The 17,668-nt window shown below is 74.0% G+C and carries 15 protein-coding genes; 2 read left to right on the top strand and 13 right to left on the bottom strand.

The features are described from left to right. Window positions 1-15: 15 nt before the first annotated feature. The 11 genes from V6U90_RS26405 to V6U90_RS26355 form a co-directional block, all read right to left on the bottom strand. A complete protein-coding gene (locus tag V6U90_RS26405; protein ID WP_334442080.1) occupies window positions 16-2,364 on the bottom strand; it encodes a hypothetical protein in 2,349 nt (782 codons plus the stop codon). Next, window positions 2,364-3,518, bottom strand: a complete 1,155-nt coding sequence (locus tag V6U90_RS26400; protein ID WP_334442117.1) for a glycosyltransferase family 4 protein — start codon at window positions 3,516-3,518, stop codon at window positions 2,364-2,366. Before V6U90_RS26400 ends, V6U90_RS26405 begins: the two co-directional genes overlap by 1 nt. Window positions 3,519-3,531: 13 nt before the next feature. After that, a complete protein-coding gene (gene murJ, locus V6U90_RS26395; protein ID WP_334442077.1) occupies window positions 3,532-5,223 on the bottom strand; it encodes a murein biosynthesis integral membrane protein MurJ in 1,692 nt (563 codons plus the stop codon). Between the two features lies 1 nt (window position 5,224). Then, complete coding sequence (locus tag V6U90_RS26390; RefSeq protein WP_334442074.1) at window positions 5,225-6,100, bottom strand: hypothetical protein; 876 nt, start codon at window positions 6,098-6,100, stop codon at window positions 5,225-5,227. A 258-nt stretch (window positions 6,101-6,358) separates the two neighbouring features. Then, on the bottom strand, window positions 6,359-7,294 hold the full coding sequence (locus V6U90_RS26385; RefSeq protein ID WP_334442070.1) for a copper transporter: 936 nt from the start codon (window positions 7,292-7,294) through the stop codon (window positions 6,359-6,361). 63 nt (window positions 7,295-7,357) lie between these two features. Then, the gene (steA, locus tag V6U90_RS26380; protein WP_334442068.1) at window positions 7,358-8,536 is read right to left on the bottom strand and encodes a putative cytokinetic ring protein SteA; all 1,179 of its coding nucleotides are present in this window, start codon (window positions 8,534-8,536) and stop codon (window positions 7,358-7,360) included. Between the two features lie 119 nt (window positions 8,537-8,655). Continuing rightward, window positions 8,656-10,413 carry a DNA repair protein RecN gene (gene recN, locus V6U90_RS26375; protein WP_334442066.1) on the bottom strand — a complete coding sequence of 586 codons (1,758 nt, stop codon included), beginning with the start codon at window positions 10,411-10,413 and terminating at the stop codon, window positions 8,656-8,658. Between the two features lie 103 nt (window positions 10,414-10,516). Then, a complete protein-coding gene (locus V6U90_RS26370; protein ID WP_334442115.1) occupies window positions 10,517-11,425 on the bottom strand; it encodes an NAD kinase in 909 nt (302 codons plus the stop codon). Window positions 11,426-11,580: 155 nt separating this feature from the next. Continuing rightward, a complete protein-coding gene (locus V6U90_RS26365) occupies window positions 11,581-12,426 on the bottom strand; it encodes a TlyA family RNA methyltransferase (protein WP_334442063.1) in 846 nt (281 codons plus the stop codon). A 28-nt stretch (window positions 12,427-12,454) separates the two neighbouring features. After that, window positions 12,455-12,700: a hypothetical protein gene (locus tag V6U90_RS26360; RefSeq protein ID WP_334442061.1), complete on the bottom strand. Its 246-nt coding sequence runs from the start codon at window positions 12,698-12,700 to the stop codon at window positions 12,455-12,457. Then, window positions 12,697-13,317: a phasin family protein gene (locus V6U90_RS26355; RefSeq protein ID WP_334442058.1), complete on the bottom strand. Its 621-nt coding sequence runs from the start codon at window positions 13,315-13,317 to the stop codon at window positions 12,697-12,699. Before V6U90_RS26355 ends, V6U90_RS26360 begins: the two co-directional genes overlap by 4 nt. 110 nt (window positions 13,318-13,427) lie before the next feature. Between V6U90_RS26355 and V6U90_RS26350 the strand changes: the two genes are divergently transcribed. Beyond that, the gene (locus V6U90_RS26350; RefSeq protein ID WP_334442113.1) at window positions 13,428-13,766 is read left to right on the top strand and encodes an SCP2 sterol-binding domain-containing protein; all 339 of its coding nucleotides are present in this window, start codon (window positions 13,428-13,430) and stop codon (window positions 13,764-13,766) included. A gap of 49 nt (window positions 13,767-13,815) precedes the next feature. On the opposite strand, the gene V6U90_RS26345 is transcribed toward V6U90_RS26350, so the two are convergent. Together V6U90_RS26345 and V6U90_RS26340 are read right to left on the bottom strand one after the other, a co-directional pair. Beyond that, complete coding sequence (locus V6U90_RS26345; protein ID WP_334442056.1) at window positions 13,816-14,853, bottom strand: HAD-IIA family hydrolase; 1,038 nt, start codon at window positions 14,851-14,853, stop codon at window positions 13,816-13,818. Then, window positions 14,850-15,707, bottom strand: coding sequence for a tetratricopeptide repeat protein (locus V6U90_RS26340; protein WP_334442054.1), 858 nt, complete (start codon window positions 15,705-15,707; stop codon window positions 14,850-14,852). Before V6U90_RS26340 ends, V6U90_RS26345 begins: the two co-directional genes overlap by 4 nt. On the opposite strand from V6U90_RS26340, the gene V6U90_RS26335 reads away from it, so the two are divergent. Further along, on the top strand, window positions 15,651-17,516 hold the full coding sequence (locus V6U90_RS26335) for a hypothetical protein (RefSeq protein WP_334442051.1): 1,866 nt from the start codon (window positions 15,651-15,653) through the stop codon (window positions 17,514-17,516). The genes V6U90_RS26340 and V6U90_RS26335 overlap by 57 nt on opposite strands. The last annotated feature ends 152 nt before the right edge of the window (window positions 17,517-17,668 follow it).

Below are 17,668 nucleotides of genomic sequence, written 5' to 3'. Positions count from 1 at the left end.
TGCTCCCGGCGGAGGCTACGCCGGGACGGTGCCGGTCGGGGCCGGGACGGTCCCGGTCCGGACGGCGCCCCGGCCACCGGCCGACCCACCCGCTGGCGCCCCCGCCGCCGACGAGCCGGACGGACCGGATGAGGCCGACGACGCGGCCGAACCGGACGGGCCGGAAGACGCCGGCGAGACCGGCGAAGCGGATGAGGCGGATGGACCGGACGAGGCGGGCGAAGTGGATGGATCGGCAGCCGGGGCGGCGGGCTGCTCCGCGCCGGGCGGCTGGGTGCGGTCGGTGGCGTGGTCGAGCACCCGGAGGGCGGCCAGCGCCGCCATCGGCACGGTGAGCGCCACCGCCGCGCCGGCCGCGTTCAGTGCCGCCCCGCCGAGGACCCCGGCGATCAGCACGGCGACCGCGATCCCGGCCATCGCGGCCCGCATCGCCGGGTAGATGCCGAAGAGACGCTTCAGACCGCCCCAGGGCTGCAACAGGGCGAACCAGACCAGCACCGCCCCGGTGACGGCCAGGACCGTCAGCGGGCTGCCCACCAGGGCATCGAGGTTCGCCGCACCGGAACGGTGCACGGTCAGCCCGCTGGTGCCGTCGCCGATCGCCCCCAGGAACCGGCCCAGGGCGCCCCGCTCCTCCACCGGCCGCCGCAGGTCGACCACCGCGAAGCCGACGGTCACCGCGAGAACGGCCAGGGTCGCCCAGGTCACCCGGGCGATGGTCAACCATCCGCCGCTGCTCATCGCGGCGGCGACGCTCACCCCGGCGGTCAGCGCCACCGCACCGACCGGGTCCGCACCGAGGTACGGGCTGCCCACGATCACCACGGCCAGCACACCGACCAGCACCACCACCGCGGGCCGCCAGGTCCGCCGGACCCGCTGGGCGAGCCAGCCGGCGCTGAGCAGCGCCCCGGCCACGAAGACACCGAGTCCGACCGTGCCGACTCCGGCGTACCGGCCGCCCTGCAGGGCCGAGTAGCCGGTCACCCCGTTCAGTTGCAGCCGCGCGCCGGTCAGCACGTCCGCGCCGACCACCAGGGCCGCCAGGCCGGCCACCGCACCCATCGGTCCGAGGGTCCGGCCGTGCCCGGGGGCGAACCGGACGGCGGCGGTGGCGGTGACCAGCAGCACGGCGGTCACGCCCGCGAAGTACCACCCCGCATGGGTGCCCCGCCACCAGGGGACCGCATCGGCCACCAGCGCCGCCGGCACGGCCAGTGCCGCCGCGATCAGCAGCAACTCCACCACGGCCACCACGGTGGCCGGTACCGGCGGCGGGCCACCCGGACCGGCGTGCCGCCGGGCGCGCCGCAGCAGCGGCAGCACCGCCACCGCGAGGAGCACCTGGGCACCGGCCAACAGGACGAAGAACCAGTCCGCGACGTGCTTCTGGGCCCGCGCCTCCCGGTCGGCGTCGAAGGGTTGGGCGATGGCGGTGGCCAGGTCCGCCGGCCGGCCGGGTACGGCGGTCGCGGCCCGGCCGAGGAAGAGCCGTTCCGGCATCGGTCGGCCCAGCGCGGCGAGGGCGGTCGGCGCCAGGTCGACCAGTTGCAGGTAGCCCTCCCGTCCGGTGGTCGGCGAGGTCAACCAGCCGCCGTCCCAGCCGGGGCCGTCGGCGACCGCGACGTGCAGCCGGGAGGTCCGGTCGGTGTCGCTGATCCCGGCGACGAGCACCAGGGAGCGGGCCGGTCGGGCGGCGAGCACCCGGGCGAGGGCGGCGTCGGCCCGCCGGGCGGCGGCGGCGCGGACCGCCGGGTCCTCACCGGCCACCGTCCCGAGGTCGACGATGCTCAACCGGCAGTACCCGAGCAGCCGGCGCGGATCCTCGGGCAGGGTCGGGGCGTACCGGTCGACCCGGCCGAACGGGCGGGCGGCGGCCACGGCAGCGCCCGGCCCCACCGCGACGGTGCACCGCACCGACTCGGCGAGCGCGCCGGGCACCGCACCCCAGGGCTGCTTCTCCTGGTTGTGCAGGACCACCGTCTCCTGGTCGGGCAGCTTCGCGCCGATCCGGTCCGGTCGTTCCACCGTCACGTCCGGGCGGCGGCACGAAGCAGGAACCGGGGCGCCGTCCCACGCCGCGTAGTTCCCGGCGCCCAGGGTGAGCCAGCCGTCGACCGGGCAGGTGGGGCGGCGGGCCGAACGGACCGACAGCGAGCCGATCGCGCCGCGCCCGGCCATCTCCCACAGCGTCGGGGTGGTCTGCGGATCGACGTCGTCCCAGCGCAGCCCGGCCACCCCCACCATGACGACGAAGTCGGCGCGGGCCGGGGCCGAGCCGGTGGCCGGCCGGGTCACCAGCGCGGCCAGGCCGACCGCGACGACGAGGAGGGTGAGGAGGGCGCTGACCAGGCGGCGCAGCATCAGTTGCGTCCCGTCCGGGCCGGGCCGGCCGGAGCCGGGGCGAGTTCGGCGTAGAGGGCCACCAGTTGGGCCACGGTGTCCGCCTCGGTCGGCCACGTCGCGGCCTGTACCGACCCTTGCCGGGACAGCTCGGACCGGCGCTCCGCGTCGTCGAGCAGCCCCCGCACGGCGGTGTCGACCGCGTCCACGTCATCCGGCGGCACCAGCACGGCGGCGTCACCGACCAGGTCGGTCAGTCCGCCCACCGCTGTCGCGACCAGTGGCACCCCGGCCCGCAACGCCTCCTGGGCGAAGAGCTGCCGGGCCTCCCAGTCGCTGGTCACCACCGCCAGGTCGGCGCCGGCGAGCAGGTCCGCCACGTCGGTGCGGTGCCCGAGCAGAGTGACCGGGGCCCGGGCGGCGGAGATCCGCGCGGCGAGCGCGAGGTAGCTCGGCCCGCTCCCGGCGATCACCACCACCGGCGGGGGTACCCGGTCCCGCCACCGGGCGGCGGCGTCGACGAGCAGGTCGTAGCGCTTCTGCGGGTGCAGCCGACCGACCGACAGGATCAACGGCTGGTCGGCGGTGACGCCGAACTCGGCACGGACCGCAGCCCGACGTCGGCGGGGCTGCGGCAGGACCGGGGCGGCCACCGGGGCCAGCCGGGCGTCGGCGGCGCCGAGCGACCGCGCCCGGTCGACCAGGTCGGTGGAGGCACCGAGGGCGGTCCGGGCGGCCCGGGCGACCACCCGCTCGACAAGTCGGGACACCCGGCCCCGCAGGCCACCGGCGAGGACCGCGTTGTGCCAGGTGACCACGAGAGGGGCGGTGGGCCGGGCCAGCGCGGCGACCAGGCCGGCCCGCAGCCCGTGCGCGTGCAGCACGTCGACCTGGCTCGCGGCGATGATCCGGCGCAGCGCCACGACGGCCCGACCGTCGGCCGGGGTCGGGTTGGCCGGGATCTCCACCGGCACGAACCGCGCGCCCGCGCCGACGAAGTCGAACTGTTCCTGGGTGGCGGCCGGACCGCAGACGATCACCGACGCACCGGAGCCGACCAGTCCCCGGGTGAGCGAGAGCACGTGCTGGCCGACGCCACCGGTGCTGGAGGCGAGCAGCAGAGCCACCGTGCCGGACCAACCGGGCTGCGAACTCCCCGCGTTCACCGGGACCATCGTCTCCTCCCCGTCACCGGCGTTCCCGGCCGGTCGCCTCCGCACCGGTACCGTCCACCGGATCCCGCCGGCCACGCCGGCCGACGCGGGCCAGCGGACCGGCCCGGCGGGCCAGGCCGGCGAGCAACGGACGCAGGTCGGGCCGGTCCAGCAGGTATGCGACGGCGACGAAGACGGCGACCACCACGACTGCGGACAGCATGCCCTGTAGCAGCGCGACGGGTTTAGTCGGGGTCCCGTCACCGCCAGCGGCCAGCCACGCCGCACAGCCCGCTCCGGCGAGCGCGGCGGTGGCTCCGGCGGCCAACCCGGCTCCGGCGGCGCGACCGGACCCGGCCAGCGCCGGCCGCCCCGCCCGGCGGGCCACGGCGACCAGCAGCAGCGTACCGAGGACGAGCATGCCGACCGAGTTGGCCAGCGCCACCGCGAGCACCCGGTCACCGGCCGGGAACACCCCGGCGAGGAGCACCGCGCCGACCGGTACGACCAGCCAACCGGCCACGATCGCGGCGGTCGCGGCCCGGGTGTCACCCCTGGCGTAGAGCGCCCGGGAGAGCACCGCGAACAGGCCGTAGCCGAGCAGGCCGGGAGCGAACCCGGCGATGGCTGCCGCAGCCGCGTCGACCGTACCGGCGCCGGTGAAGAAGAACGCCGCGACTGGTGCCGCGGTACCGGCCAGTGCCGCCGCGCCGAGGCTGCTGAGCAGCAGCACCCCCCGGGTCGCCGGGGCGAGGGTCCGCCGGTAGGTGTCCTCGTCGCCGCTGGAACCGGCGGCGGCCAGGGTCGGGTACGCGGCGACCGCCAGCGGCACCGCCAGGACCGCCCACGGCAGCAGGTACATCGTCTGGGCGAGGTTGTAGACGACCAGGGCGCCGGTGGGACCGCCGGAGACCCGGTTGAGGATGACCAGCAGGGCGACCTGCTGGGCGGTGACGGTGGCCGCGCCGGCCAGCGCCAACCCGCCGACCCGGGCCCGGACCTCGGCGGTGAACGCGTAGCCGGGGCGCAGTCGCAGTCCCAGCCGACGCACCGGGATCAGCAGCGACAGGGAGAGCACCACCACCCCGACGGTGGTGCCGACGGAGAGGATCAGCTCCCCGGCCCGGCTCACTTCGCCGATGGTCACCGCCCGGCCGGCCACGACCCCGAAGGTGAGGTAGACCACGATCACCGTGACGCTGGACAGCAGCGGCGCGATGACCGGCCAGGCGAACCGCCGGTGCGCCTGGAGCACCCCGGTGAGCACGATGCCGATGCCGTAGAGCGGCAACTGGGGGGCGAAGACCCGCAGCATCCGGGCCCCGGTGGCCACCTCGGCCGCCGACGGGTCGTCCCCGATGACCGCGATGATCGGCCGGGCGAACAGCGCCACCAGCACGGCGAGCGGCACCAGCAGGGTCAGCGTCCAGGTCAGCAGAGCCCCGGTGGTGGCGGCCACCGCAGGCCGGTCACCGGCCGCGACCGCACCGGCGAGCAGTGGTACGACCAGACTGGCCAACGCCCCACCGGCCACGATCTCGAAGATGATGTTGGGCACGGTGTTCGCGACCACGTACATGTCACCGAGGTCGGTGTCGCTGACCACCCAGGTGAAGGTGGCCGTCCGGCCGAAACCGGCGAGCCGGCTGACCACGGTCAGTACGGCGATCAGCGCGGCGGCGCCGGCCACGCGACCGGTGCCGGCCAGGGGTGCCGGGGTACCCACGTCAGGCGGGTCGCCGGCCCAGCGCGTCGAGTTCCCGCAGCACCGGGGTGTTCGCGATGACTTTGGTGAAGCTGACCTTCTCGCTGGCGGCGGTGAGCGCGGCGAGGGCGGCGAGCAGCACGGCCCGGCCGACCGGCCCGCTGCGGGCGGCCAGGGCCACGCCGAGCTGGGCGCCGAGGGCGTTGGCGCCGGAGTCACCGAGCATGACCCGCTCGTCGAGGTCGGCGGGGAGCAGCCCGGCGGCGGCACCGGCGGCACCGGCGGCGACCCCGCCGTGCACCCCGCCGGTCAGCGGCGCGGCGAGCAGCAGCCCCGATTTCAGGGCCCGACCGGGGCGCAGGTCGAGCAGGTTGAGCAGGTTCGCGGTACCGGCGATCACCCCGGCGCCGAGCAGGACGTCGACGGTACGGCCGACCCGGCCCTGCCGGCGGCGGCGCCGGTGACCGGCCACGGTGGGGTCGGCGGCGAGCAGCGCGGCGGCACCGAGCCCGGCCACGCCAACCCCGGCGATCTTGACCAGGCCGCTGGTGACCCGTCCTTCGCGCAGGGCGCCGAGGTGACCGGCGAAGCCCTTGGCCGCCTTCTGGTCGGGCCGGGCACCGACCACGTCGTCGTAGAGCCCGACCGCCCCGGCGGAGAGGCCGGCGACCAGGGTCGCGCCGGCCACCGGACGGCTCGGCGCACCGAGCGCCCCGGCCACGGCGGCACCGGCGGCCAGGGCCGGACCGGCGGCGAGGGTCACCGTCCGGCCGCGGAAGTTGGTGCGCTCCAGGGTGGCACCGGCGGGGCGGGTGGCGATGGCCCGCAGCGCGGCCCGGCCCACCACGACGCCCGCACCGACCGCCAGCAACCGGCCGGCGATCCGCCGGGCGGTCACGCCGGCACCCCGATCCGGGCGGGACGGACGATGCCGGGAGACATCGGGGGGCACGGGTGGCGGGAGGATTCGGTCACCGGGGCAGTTTAGAGCGACCGGCAGCAGGGCGGTGGAGGCGAGGCGGGTTCTGGCCGAGGGTGGCGAGGCGGCGGAGGAGGTCATGCCGGTGTTGCATGGCCGACGACGACAACGCCGCCAGCCGACGTGCCAGGGCGCGCCGCAGCCCCCGCCAGTCCTGCCGCCGGTCACTCTCGGGCGTCAGGAGGCCGGCGGGGGCATCAGGGAGGTCCCGGCGCCCAGCCCGTACTGGCCGACCTTCTTCGCGGTGACCTGCTCCACCAGGCTCAGCGTGGTGACCAACTGCCCCTGGACGGTGTTGGCGTTGTCGACGGTGGAGATGGTCTGGGCAAGCACCGGGTCGGTACGCACCTGGGCCACCACGTTGCCGTCGGCCGAGCCGATGCCCGCGACGACCAGCAACCCGGTCCGGTCGAACTGCTCGACCAGCTTCACCACCGTCTCGTCCTTCTTGGTGGCGTCCTTGTCGACGTACGGCTGGCCACTGACCACCACGACGGCCTCGGCCGACGAGGTGACCTGTTCGGCGGTGGTGAGATACCCCCCGTTGGTGTACGACGCGAGCACCGCCCGCCGGTCCGCCTCGGTGACCGGCGTACCGCCCGTCGCCCGGTCCAGCAGGACACTGGCCAGCAGGGCGCTGGAGGTCTCCGCACCGTGCCCGTTGCCGGGCAGGCCGGTGGTCGGCGCCGTCGGTCGGGCGGCGGTGACCGCCAACTCCATCAGCGTGGTGTTGTTGTCCGGGTTGATGAACTTGTCCTGGATGTCGAGCTGGCCGGTGATGGTGGCGCCGGCCAGCTCGAGCATCTCGGTGACCCCCTTGGTGTGGTCCCGCCCGCTGGGCAGGCTGATTACCAGCACCCGCTTGCCGGTCAGCTTCCCGGGCAGCATCACCTTGGCCACCTCGGCGGCGAAGTCCTCCTCCAGCCGGAGCTCCTCCTCCAGGCTGTTGACCGTCTGCCGCATCTGCTGGTTGTCCTTGCGTAACGCGTTGACGTTGTCCCGTAGCGAGTCGGCGACCGGCCCGTTGAGTGCCGCCGTCCCGACCACCAGGCCGATCGCCAACGCGAGGAACACCGCGGTGAGGGACACCACGTGGTAACGGAAATTGATCACCCTTACCGCCTCAGGATCAGTGGGGCCCGGCCGGATCGGGTCGGTGCCGGGCAGACCGGGTTTTTAGAAGAGCTGTCCCAGTTGGAACACCAGATTGTTCCACCACTCGGAGACCACGCCTAAATACGCCTTCCCCACGGTGGAGACGGCCACGGCCGAAGCCATCGCCGCCACCGCCGACAGCACCAGCAGCAGCAGCGACGAGCCGGAGATGCTCTGCCGGTAGAGCCGGCTGACCCCCTTGGCGTCGACCAGCTTGCCACCGACCTTCAGCCGGGTCAGGAACGTCGAGGCCATCCCGCCGCGCCCCTTGTCCAGGAACTCGACCAGGGTGGCGTGGGTGCCGACCGCGACGATCAGCGAGGCGCCCTTCTCGTCGGCCAGCAGCATGGCCAGGTCCTCGCTGGTCGCGGCGGCCGGGAAGGTCTGCGCGCGCACCCCCAGCCCGTTGACCCGGGCCAGCCCGGGCGCCCGGCCGTCCGGGTAGGCATGCACGATCACCTCGGCACCGCAGCGCAGCACGTCGTCGGTGACCGAGTCCATGTCCCCGATGATCATGTCAGGGGTGTAACCCGCCTCGACCAGGGCGTCGGCGCCGCCGTCCACCCCGATCAGCACCGGCTTGAACTCCCGGATGTACGGCCGCAGCACGTCCAGGTCGGCCTTGTAGTCGTAGCCCCGGACCACGATCAGGCAGTGCCGTCCGGTGACCTGGGTCTCGATGTCCGGTACGCCCACCCCGTCGAGAAGCAGGTCACGCTCCTGCTTGAGGTACTCCATGGTGTTGGCGGCGAACGCCTCCAGCTGCACGGAGAGGCCCTCGCGGGCGTCCGCCATCGCCTTGGCCACGGTCTCGGCGTCCTGGAGCGCACCGTGCGCGACCGGTTCGTCGCCGACGAAGACGGTGTTGCCCTCGATCCGCACCACGTCGCCCTCGTGGATCTGCTGGAAGACGCTCTCCCCGAGATCGTCCAGCAACGGGATACCCGCGTTGACCAGCACCTCCGGCCCGAGGTTCGGGTAACGCCCAGAGACCGACGGTTTGGCGTTCAGGACCGCGGCCACCCCCACCGCGACCAGCGAGTCGGCGGCGACCCGGTCCAGGTCGACATGGTCGATCACGGCGATGTCGCCGGGCCGCAGTCGACCGACCAGCCGCTTGGTCCGGCGGTCCAGGCGGGCGGTGCCGACGACTTTGCCCGGTTCCGCGCTCCGGGTCCGGCGCAACGTGGGTAGACGCATCGTGACCATCCTGGCATGTGAGGGCAGGGTTTTCTGTCGCGACATGCCTGAGCAGGGCCGCCCTCCCAGGGAAGCACACCATGGCGCCCCCTGGTGTGGGCACGCTCACACAGCCCCGGTCACGGTCGCCTCGCCCTGGCCGCCACCGCCAGGAGTTCCTCCGCGTGCGCAATACCCAGATCCGAGTCCGGCAAACCGGCGAGCATCCGGGCCAGCTCACGGGCCCGCTCGGTGTCCTCGACCACCCGCACACCGCTGGTGGTGACCGCGCCCCCGGTGTCCTTCGCCACCACCAGATGCCGGTCGGCGAACGCCGCGACCTGGGGCAGGTGGGTCACCACCAGCACCTGGTGACTACGGGCCAGCCGGGCCAGCCGGCGCCCGATCTCCACCGCGGCCTGCCCGCCCACCCCGGCGTCCACCTCGTCGAAGACCAGGGTCGGCGGACCGCCGGAACCGGCGAAGACCACTTCGATGGCGAGCATCACCCGGGACAGCTCACCGCCCGACGCGCCCCGCTGCAACGGCAGCGACGGGGCCCCCGGGTGCGCCAGCAGGCGTAACTCCACCTCGTCGGCACCGTCCGGCCCCACGCCCACCTCGGCCCCGTCCACCAGCAGCGACGGCTCGTTCCGGCCGACCGGCCGGGGAAGCACCGCGACCTCGATCCGGGCGTGCGGCATGGCCAGCCCGGCCAGTTCCACGGTCACCTGCTCGGCGAACCGGGCGGCGGCCTCCCGACGTGCCGCGGAGAGCCGGGCGGCCAGCTCCGCCACCTCGCCGGCCAGCCGCTGCCGCTCCCGGTCGAGTTCGTCGAGCAGGTCGTCGGAGGTGTCCAGTTCGGACAACCGCTCCCGGGCCCGCTCCGCCCAGACGATCACCCCGTCGACGTCGTCGGCATACTTGCGGGTCAGTCCCCGCAGCGCCGCCCGACGCTCGTGGATGAACTGCAACCGGGCCGGGTCCGCGTCCAGGCCGGCCAGGTAACCCGACAGTTCCGCCGCCACGTCACCGACCAGGGTGGCCGCCTCCTCCAGCCGGATCGCCAGGTCGGCCAGGGTACGGTCCACCCCGGCCTGGGCCTCCAACGTCCGCCGGGCCACCCCGAGCAGGGCGGTCACGTCCGGGGTGTCGTCGGCGGCCTCCGCGCCACCCGCCACGCACTGGTACGCCGTACCCGCCGCGACCCGTAGCCCCTCGGCGTGTTCCAACCGCTGCGCCTCAGCCTTCAGCTCCTCGTCCTCACCCGGCTGCGGATCGACCCGGGTGATCTCGTCCAACCCGAGCCGCAACAGGTCCGCCTCCTGGTTGCGTTCCCGGGCGTTACGCCGCCGGTCGGCCAGGTCGTCACAGATGTGCCGCCACCGGGTGTACGCCTCACGCAGCTCGGCCAGCAGCTTCTCGTGGCCGGCACCGGCGAACCGGTCCAGGGCGGCCCGCTGCTCCGCCGGCCGCAGCAGCCGGAGTTGGTCGGACTGCCCGTGCACCGCCACCACCTGCTCACCGACCTCGGCGAGCATGGAGACCGGCATGCTGCGCCCACCCACGTGCGCCCGGGACCGCCCCTCGACGGTGACCGTCCGGCTCAGCAGGACCGTGCCGTCCTCGTCCGGCTCCCCGCCGGCGTCGGTGACCCGGGTGTGCACGGCGGTGGCGGTGGGCTCGGCGAGCCGCAGCCGCCCCTCGACCACCGCCCGGCCCGGCTGGGCGCGGACCCGGCCGGCGTCGGCCCGACCACCGAAGAGCAGGCCCAGACCGGTCACCACCATGGTCTTGCCCGCCCCGGTCTCACCGGTGATGACGTTCATGCCGCCGGTCAGCGGCAGCGTGGTGTCCTCGATGACGCCCAGTCCCGTGATGCGCAGCTCTTCCAGCACAGCAACCGACAGTAGTAGCGAGGGCTGACAGTTGACCAGCCGGTGCCCGGCGGCTGTGGACAACGACCGGCCCCGCCGGCCCGGTCAACCCGCCCCGTACCGGTCAGCGCCGGTTGCCGCGCCAGCCGTGCACCGGCAGCCCGAACTTCGCCACCAGCCGGTCGGTGAACGGCCGGTCCTGGAGTCGGACGATCCGTACCGGCAGGGAACCCCGACGCACGGTCACCCGGGCCCCGGGCGGCAGATCCCACACCCGCCGACCGTCGCAGGTGAGCACGGCCAGGGTGGTGAACGGGTCGACGGTGATCGAGAAGGTGGACGTCGGCGCGGTCACCAGTGGACGGCTGAACAGCGCGTGCGCGCTGATCGGCACCAGCAGCAGCGCCTCCACCTCCGGCCAGACCACCGGTCCACCCGCGGAGAAGGCGTACGCCGTCGAACCGGTGGGGGTGGCGCAGACGACCCCGTCACAGCCGTACCGCGACAGCGGCCGACCATCCACGTCGACCAGGAGTTCGAGCATCTGCGCCCGCTCCCCCTTCTCGACAGTCACCTCGTTGAGGGCCCAGGACTCGATCGTCGGGCCGCCGTCCAGTTCGGCGTGCACGTCCAGGGTGAGCCGCTCATCGACCGTGTAGTTGCGGCTCACCACGTCCCGCACCGCCAGGTCGAGATCGTCTATCTCGGCCTCGGCCAGAAATCCCACCTTGCCCAGGTTGATCCCGAGCAGCGGCGCCTTCGCCGGCCGGGCGAGCTCCGCCGCACGCAGGAACGTACCGTCCCCACCGAGCGCGAAGACGATCTCGACACCCTCCGCGGCAGCCGGGCCGGTCACCGGCAGCACACCCGGCAGATCCAGGTCGTCGGCCTCCTCGGCGACAACCCGCACCTCGAAGCCGGCGCTGATCAGATCCGCGGCCACGGTGCGGGCGTGCTCGGTGCTGCGCCGCCTACCGGTATGGGTGACCAGCAGTGCCGTGCGACCGGACGGGCCACCGCCACCCGCGCCCACCGGGTCCGGCACCGGTTCGCGACTGCGGGGCTCGCTCCTCGCGCTCACCAGCCCGCCATCCGTTCGCGACTGCGGGGCTCGCTCCGCTCACTCCTCGCGCTCACCGGGACCATCTTCCGGGCGGGACCACGCAAGCCGCAAGGGGCTCCATCCGCTCACCCCTCGACCGGTACGGCGGTGCTGCCGGCAGCTCCGGACGCCGGCCCGGCGGCGACCACCGCGCGTACCTGCTCCGGATCGGCTGCCGGCGCGCCCCGCCGCAACCACACGAAGAACTCCACGTTGCCGCTCGGCCCGGGCAGCGGACTGGCGGTGACCCCGGCCAGCCCGAGGCTGAGCTGCGCGGCAGCGGCGGCGACATCGAGCACCGCCTCGGCACGCAGCGCCGGATCACGGACCACGCCACCGGCACCGACCCGGTCCTTACCGACTTCGAACTGCGGCTTCACCATCAGTGCCAGGTCACCGTCGGCCCGGGTACAACCGGCCAGCGCCGGAAGCACCAGCCGCAACGAGATGAACGACAGGTCCGCCACGGTCAGGTCGACCTGACCACCGATCGCCTCGGGGGTGAGGGTACGGACGTTGGTCCGCTCGTACACCCGGACCCGCTCGTCGTTACGGAGCGTCCAGGCGAGCTGCCCGTAGCCGACGTCCACGGCGACCACCTCCGCCGCGCCCGCGCGAAGTAGCACGTCGGTGAACCCGCCGGTGGAGGCGCCCGCATCCAGGCAGCGACGCCCGGTGACCGGCAGACCCCGCGCACCGAACGCCGCCAGGGCACCGGCCAGCTTGTGACCGCCCCGGGAGACGTACTCGGTACCCGGGTCGTCACCCACCACCCGCAACGGATCGGCGGGATCGACCATCGCGGCCGGCTTGCGGGCCGTCACCCCGCGCAGCTGGACCCGCCCGGCCTCGACGAGAGCGGCGGCCTGCTCCCGCGACCGGGCCAGACCTCGGCGGACGAGTTCGGCATCCAACCGGGTACGACGTGCCATGCGGCGGTTCTCTTCTCGGTACGGGGGCTCACGCCTGGTCGATGGTGGCGAGGGTCTCCTGCAGCGTCTGGTACGCCGCCTCGTAGTGCGCGATCTGATCCGCCGCGGACAGGTCGGCCGCATTGATGATCGCCTGGAGGGCGGCGTCGACCGCAGGATGGGTCGCATCCGTACCGGTGTCGACCGGGGCCGGTCGGGGCGGCGCGGGCCGGGGACCGGGTCGGGGCGATCCGGGCGGCGGTCCCGGTCGCCACGGGCCCGGGGTGACCGTCACTCGGCCCCTTCCCCACCGGCCTGCCGCTTCCGGTCGGCGGCCTTCTTGGCCGCCGGGACGGGCAGCTTCCGCGCGTCCACCCGCTTACCGGGGGCGGGACGCCCCGCCCCGGCCACCCCGGCCGCCGAAGTCGTGGCGGGCGTGGACCGGTCAGCCGGCGCGACGGCCTTCTTCACCGCCTTCTTCGCAACCGCCTTCTTCACGGCCTTCTTCGCGACAGTCCTGCCGGCGACAGCGCCGGTCGGGCCGGCATCGGCACCAGAAGCAGCACCAACGGCGGTGGACGGCGCGGTGGCACCCGCCCCGGGCCGCGCCGCCGTCGCCTCGCGCAGCTCCCGCTCAAGCTGGCGGACCCGCTCGGTCAACTCGGCCACCTCGTCCGCGGTGGCCAGGCCCACGGCGCCCAGGGCACGGTCGACCTCGAACCGAACGATCTTGGTTAGCGCCTCCCGGTTGGCCAGACCGGTGGAGACCATCTCCTCGACCAGTGTCTGGAGCTGCGCCGCGGTCGCACCACCGGTGCCGACCAGCCTCCGCGCGACGGTCTGTGCCTTCTTCCGTGGCGCCTCGGTCAGGCCGAGGGCCAACTCCAGGTAGGCGCGCCAGGCGTCCTGCATGCCGGAATCCTTTCGCGGGCGGATGTGCACTGTCACGCTACCGGGCACCCCCGACGCCCCGGTGAGGTACCGTGCCGGAAACGGACGTGGTGTTCGAAGAGGGGGCGATGGTGGCCAGCGTTGACGAGTGCCGGCAGGCGTTGCACGATCTCGCCGACCGGATGGCCCAGGACGCCGACCGGGTGCGCGACCGGATCGACCTGGACCGGACCCTCGTCTGCCGCGTCACCGACCTGGACACCGCCTTCCACGGACGGCTGACAGGTGGCCGGCTGGTGGACCTCGCCGACGGCGACGACCCGAAAGCGAAGATCGCGCTGCACATCTCCAGCGACGATCTGCTCGCGCTGACCCGTGGGGAACTGGACGTCGCCCGGGCACTCGCCGCCCGTCGCATCTCGATCAAGGCCAACCCGCTCGACCTGATGAAGCTCCGCAAGCTGCTGTAGGGCGCAGCCCCCGGTCAGCCGGTCGTCCGGCAACAGCGGGAGAGCCCGCTCAGCCGGCCAGCCGCAACCGGTGCAGTGCCTCCCGGGCAGCGGCCGAGTCGGCCGTCACCGTTGGCACCGACCCGGCCGACCAGGCCGCGTCGCAGAGGAGCGCGAGCGCCGCCAGCGGGTCCCCCGCGCCGGCCAGCCGGAGCCCGGCGCCGTCACGGGCCATCGTCCAACCGGTCGGTGCGGCGCCGTTGGCAGCACGGGCCCCATCGGGTACGCCGACCACCTGCGCCGGGTCGGTCAGCCCTGCCAGGTCGAACGCGACGTACGTGGGGCGCATCGTGGCCGGTGCGGCGAGCAGGTCGGCGACACTGCTGACCCCGGTGAGGACCAGCAGACTGTCCAGGCCGGCCCCGACCGCGCCGGCAATGTCGGTGTCCAGCCGGTCCCCGACGACCAGTGGCCGGGTCGCCCCGGTGCGGTGGGCGGCGGTACGGAACAGCGCCGGCTGGGGCTTCCCGACCACCAGGTCCGGATCCCGCCCCAACGCGGTGGCCAACGCGGCGACCAGTGAGCCGTTGCCGGGTAGTGGTCCCCGCGCACTGGGCAGCGTCCGGTCGGTGTTGGTGGCCACCCAGTACGCCCCGGCGCGGACTGCCAGCGAGGCTTCCGCCAGGTCCACCCAGCCGACCTGTGGGCCGTACCCCTGGACCACCGCCGCCGGTTCCTCGTCGGCGCGGGCCACCGGCCGCAACCCGGCCGCCCGCACCTCGGCGCGGAGCGCCTCGGCTCCCACCACGAGGACGGCCGCACCGGCCGGCAACCGGTCGCGCAGCACCTCCGCCGCCGCAGCAGCCGAGGTGAGCACCTCGTCGGACGTGGCCGGTACGCCCATCCCGGTGAGCAGGTCGGCCACCTCGGCGGACCGCCGGGAGGCGTTGTTCGTGGCGAACGCGATCCGCCGGCCCCGCTGGTGCAGCCGGCTCACCGCGTCCACCGCACCGGGGACGGGCTGGTCGATCAGATAGATCACGCCGTCCAGGTCGAAGACGACCAGGTCGTACCGCTCGACCAACCCACCCGGTGCCGTGTCACTCACCGCTGGTCCGACTCCGACCGGTCGTTGCCGACCGGCGCCGACTCCCCGTCTGCGGGCCGCTCCGACGTCGGCTCCACCGGAACGGACTCCTGCTCCGCCTCGGCGTCAGCCGGTTCGGTCTCGGTAGCCGTGGCGGTGGGCTCAACGGGAGCCACGGTCGACTCGTCGTCGGTCACGGCGGGTTCGTCGTCGGTCAGTTCCGCCGACTCCTCCCCCTCCTCCTCGTCATCGCCCTCCAGGACGACACCATCCAGTTCGAGCATCCGCTCGGCGGCATCGGTCTCCGCAGCCTCGTCGACGTCGGCTGCCCGGGAGAACCACTCCCGCGCCTCCTCACGCCGACCCACCGCGAGCAGCGCGTCCGCGTAGGCGTACCGCAGTCGGGCGGCCCACGGCTCGGTGGCGTCACCGGTGAGTTCGCGTACCTGGAGCATGGCCACCGCAGCGTCGCCCTGTCCCATGTCCGCGCGTGCCCCGGCCGCGACGATCAGCAGCTCGATGGCGGTCGCCTGGTCGAGGGTCTCCCGGTCCGCCCCCCGGAACAGGTCGATGGCCCGCTCCGGGCGGCCCAGGGCCCGCTCGCAGTCGGCGAGCACCGCGAGGTGGGTCTGCTGCCCGCTCATCCGGTGGTACGTCCGCAGCTCGGCGATGGCGGTCTGCCACTCGCCGGCGTGGTACGCCGCCAGCCCGACCGCCTCGCGGACCGCAGCGATCCGGGAGGCGAGCCGCCGGGCGGCGAGGGCGTGCGCCAGCGCCTCGGCCGGGTCCTCGTCGATCAGTTGCCCGGTCGCGACCAGGTGCCGGGCGACGGTCTCCGCGACCGGCTTCGCCAGCGACAGCAGTTCGGCGCGCACGGCGGTGTCGAGATCGGTGGCGACGATGTCGTCCGCGAGTACCGGGGCCGCGTCCGCTGCCTCAGTTCTCTGTGGGTGCGGTGCCCGGTCGCCCCGGTCCGGCCGGCCGGACCGGTCGTCGTCGCGGCCCCGGAAGCGGCGGTCGTCACCGTCGCGACGGAACCCACCGTCGCGGTCACCGGAGCGGAAGCCGCCCTGACGACGGTCATCCCCGTCCCGGCGGAAACCACCCTCACGCGACGGACCCGAACGGAACCCACCATCCCGAGGGCCGGAACGGAACCCACCGTCGCGGTCACCCGAGCGGAAGCCGCCCTGACGACGGTCATCCCCGTCCCGGCGGAAACCACCCTCACGCGACGGACCCGAACGGAACCCACCATCCCGAGGGCCGGAACGGAACCCACCGTCGCGGTCACCCGAGCGGAAGCCGCCCTGACGACGGTCATCCCCGTCCCGGCGGAAACCACCCTCACGCGACGGACCCGAACGGAACCCACCATCCCGGTCGCCCGAGCGGAATCCACCTTCGCGCGGACCACCCTCACGGCCACGGGAACCACGGTCCTCGCCGTCCCGGCGGAAACCACCCTCACGGGGACCGGAACGGAAACCGCCCTGACGACGGTCATCGCCCTCACGCGGACCGGAACGGAAACCACCCTCACGCGGACCACCGTCACGGCCACGGACACCACCGTCACGCGGCGCGTCCGAACGGAAACCACCCTCACGGGGACCGGAACGGAAACCACCCTGACGACGATCGTCACCATCGCGGCGGAACCCGCCATCGCGATCACCGGAACGGAACCCGCCCTGACGACGGTCATCACCCTCACGCGGACCCGAGCGGAAACCACCCTCGCGCGACGGACCCGAACGGAAGCCGCCCTGACGGTCCCCGCCACGACTGTCCCGATCCCCACCGAACCCGCCCTGACGACGGTCATCCCCGTCCCGACGGAAACCACCCTCACGCGACGGACCCGAACGGAACCCACCATCCCGGTCGCCCGAGCGGAATCCACCTTCGCGCGGACCACCCTCACGGCCACGGGAACCACGGTCCTCGCCGTCCCGGCGGAAACCACCCTCACGGGGACCGGAACGGAAACCGCCCTGACGACGGTCATCGCCCTCACGCGGACCGGAACGGAAACCACCCTCACGCGGACCACCGTCACGGCCACGGACACCACCGTCACGCGGCGCGTCCGAACGGAAACCACCCTCACGGGGACCGGAACGGAAACCACCCTGACGACGGTCATCACCATCGCGCGGACCCGAGCGGAAACCACCGTCACGCGGACCACCGTCACGGCCACGGAAACCACCGTCACGCGGCGCGTCCGAACGGTAACCACCCTCACGGGGACCGGAACGGAAGCCACCATCCCGGTCACCGGAACGGAACCCGCCCTGACGACGGTCATCACCCTCACGCGGACCCGAGCGGAAACCGCCCTCACGCGACGGACCCGAACGGAAACCGCCCTGACGGTCCCCGCCACGACTGTCCCGATCCCCACCGAACCCGCCTTCTCGGCGGGGTCCGGAGCGGAAGTCACCACCACGGGTGTCATCCCGGCGCGGGCTCCAGTCGCGCCCGCCGGTCCGACCGTCGCGGTCGCCGCCCTGGCCGGTGCCCCGCTGACCGCCTCCGGCGTAACCGCCCCGGTCTGCGCTGCCGCTCCGGGGGGCACGGTCACCCCGGTAGGGCGCGCGGTCGTCGCGGCGCGGGCCAGCGGCCCGTCCCGGACGGTCGTCGTCGCGACGGAAGCGGTCTCCGCCCTGCGGTTCTGAACTCACAGGTACATCCTTCCTGATTGCGCCTCAAACGGCGCTACGCAGTCGAGGGCCGACCCTCCCGGGGCGGCCCTCGACTGAAAAGTTGTCCGGCGGCGTCCTACTCTCCCACACCCTCCCGAGTGCAGTACCATCGGCGCTGGAAGGCT

Source organism: Micromonospora sp. CPCC 206060 (assembly GCF_036906895.1).
Taxonomy (GTDB): Bacteria; Actinomycetota; Actinomycetes; order Mycobacteriales; family Micromonosporaceae; genus Micromonospora.
The sequence above is the reverse complement of the archived record's forward strand: the minus strand, read 5'-3'. Positions and strand labels throughout refer to the sequence as shown.

Coding starts and splice junctions, on each gene's coding strand:
- V6U90_RS26405 (WP_334442080.1), bottom strand. CDS start 2,364: ATGCTGCGCCGCCTGGTCAGCGCCCTCCTCACCCTCCTCGTCGTCGCG.
- V6U90_RS26400 (WP_334442117.1), bottom strand. CDS start 3,518: ATGGTCCCGGTGAACGCGGGGAGTTCGCAGCCCGGTTGGTCCGGCACG.
- steA (WP_334442068.1), bottom strand. CDS start 8,536: ATGCGTCTACCCACGTTGCGCCGGACCCGGAGCGCGGAACCGGGCAAA.
- V6U90_RS26365 (WP_334442063.1), bottom strand. CDS start 12,426: ATGGCACGTCGTACCCGGTTGGATGCCGAACTCGTCCGCCGAGGTCTG.
- V6U90_RS26355 (WP_334442058.1), bottom strand. CDS start 13,317: ATGCAGGACGCCTGGCGCGCCTACCTGGAGTTGGCCCTCGGCCTGACC.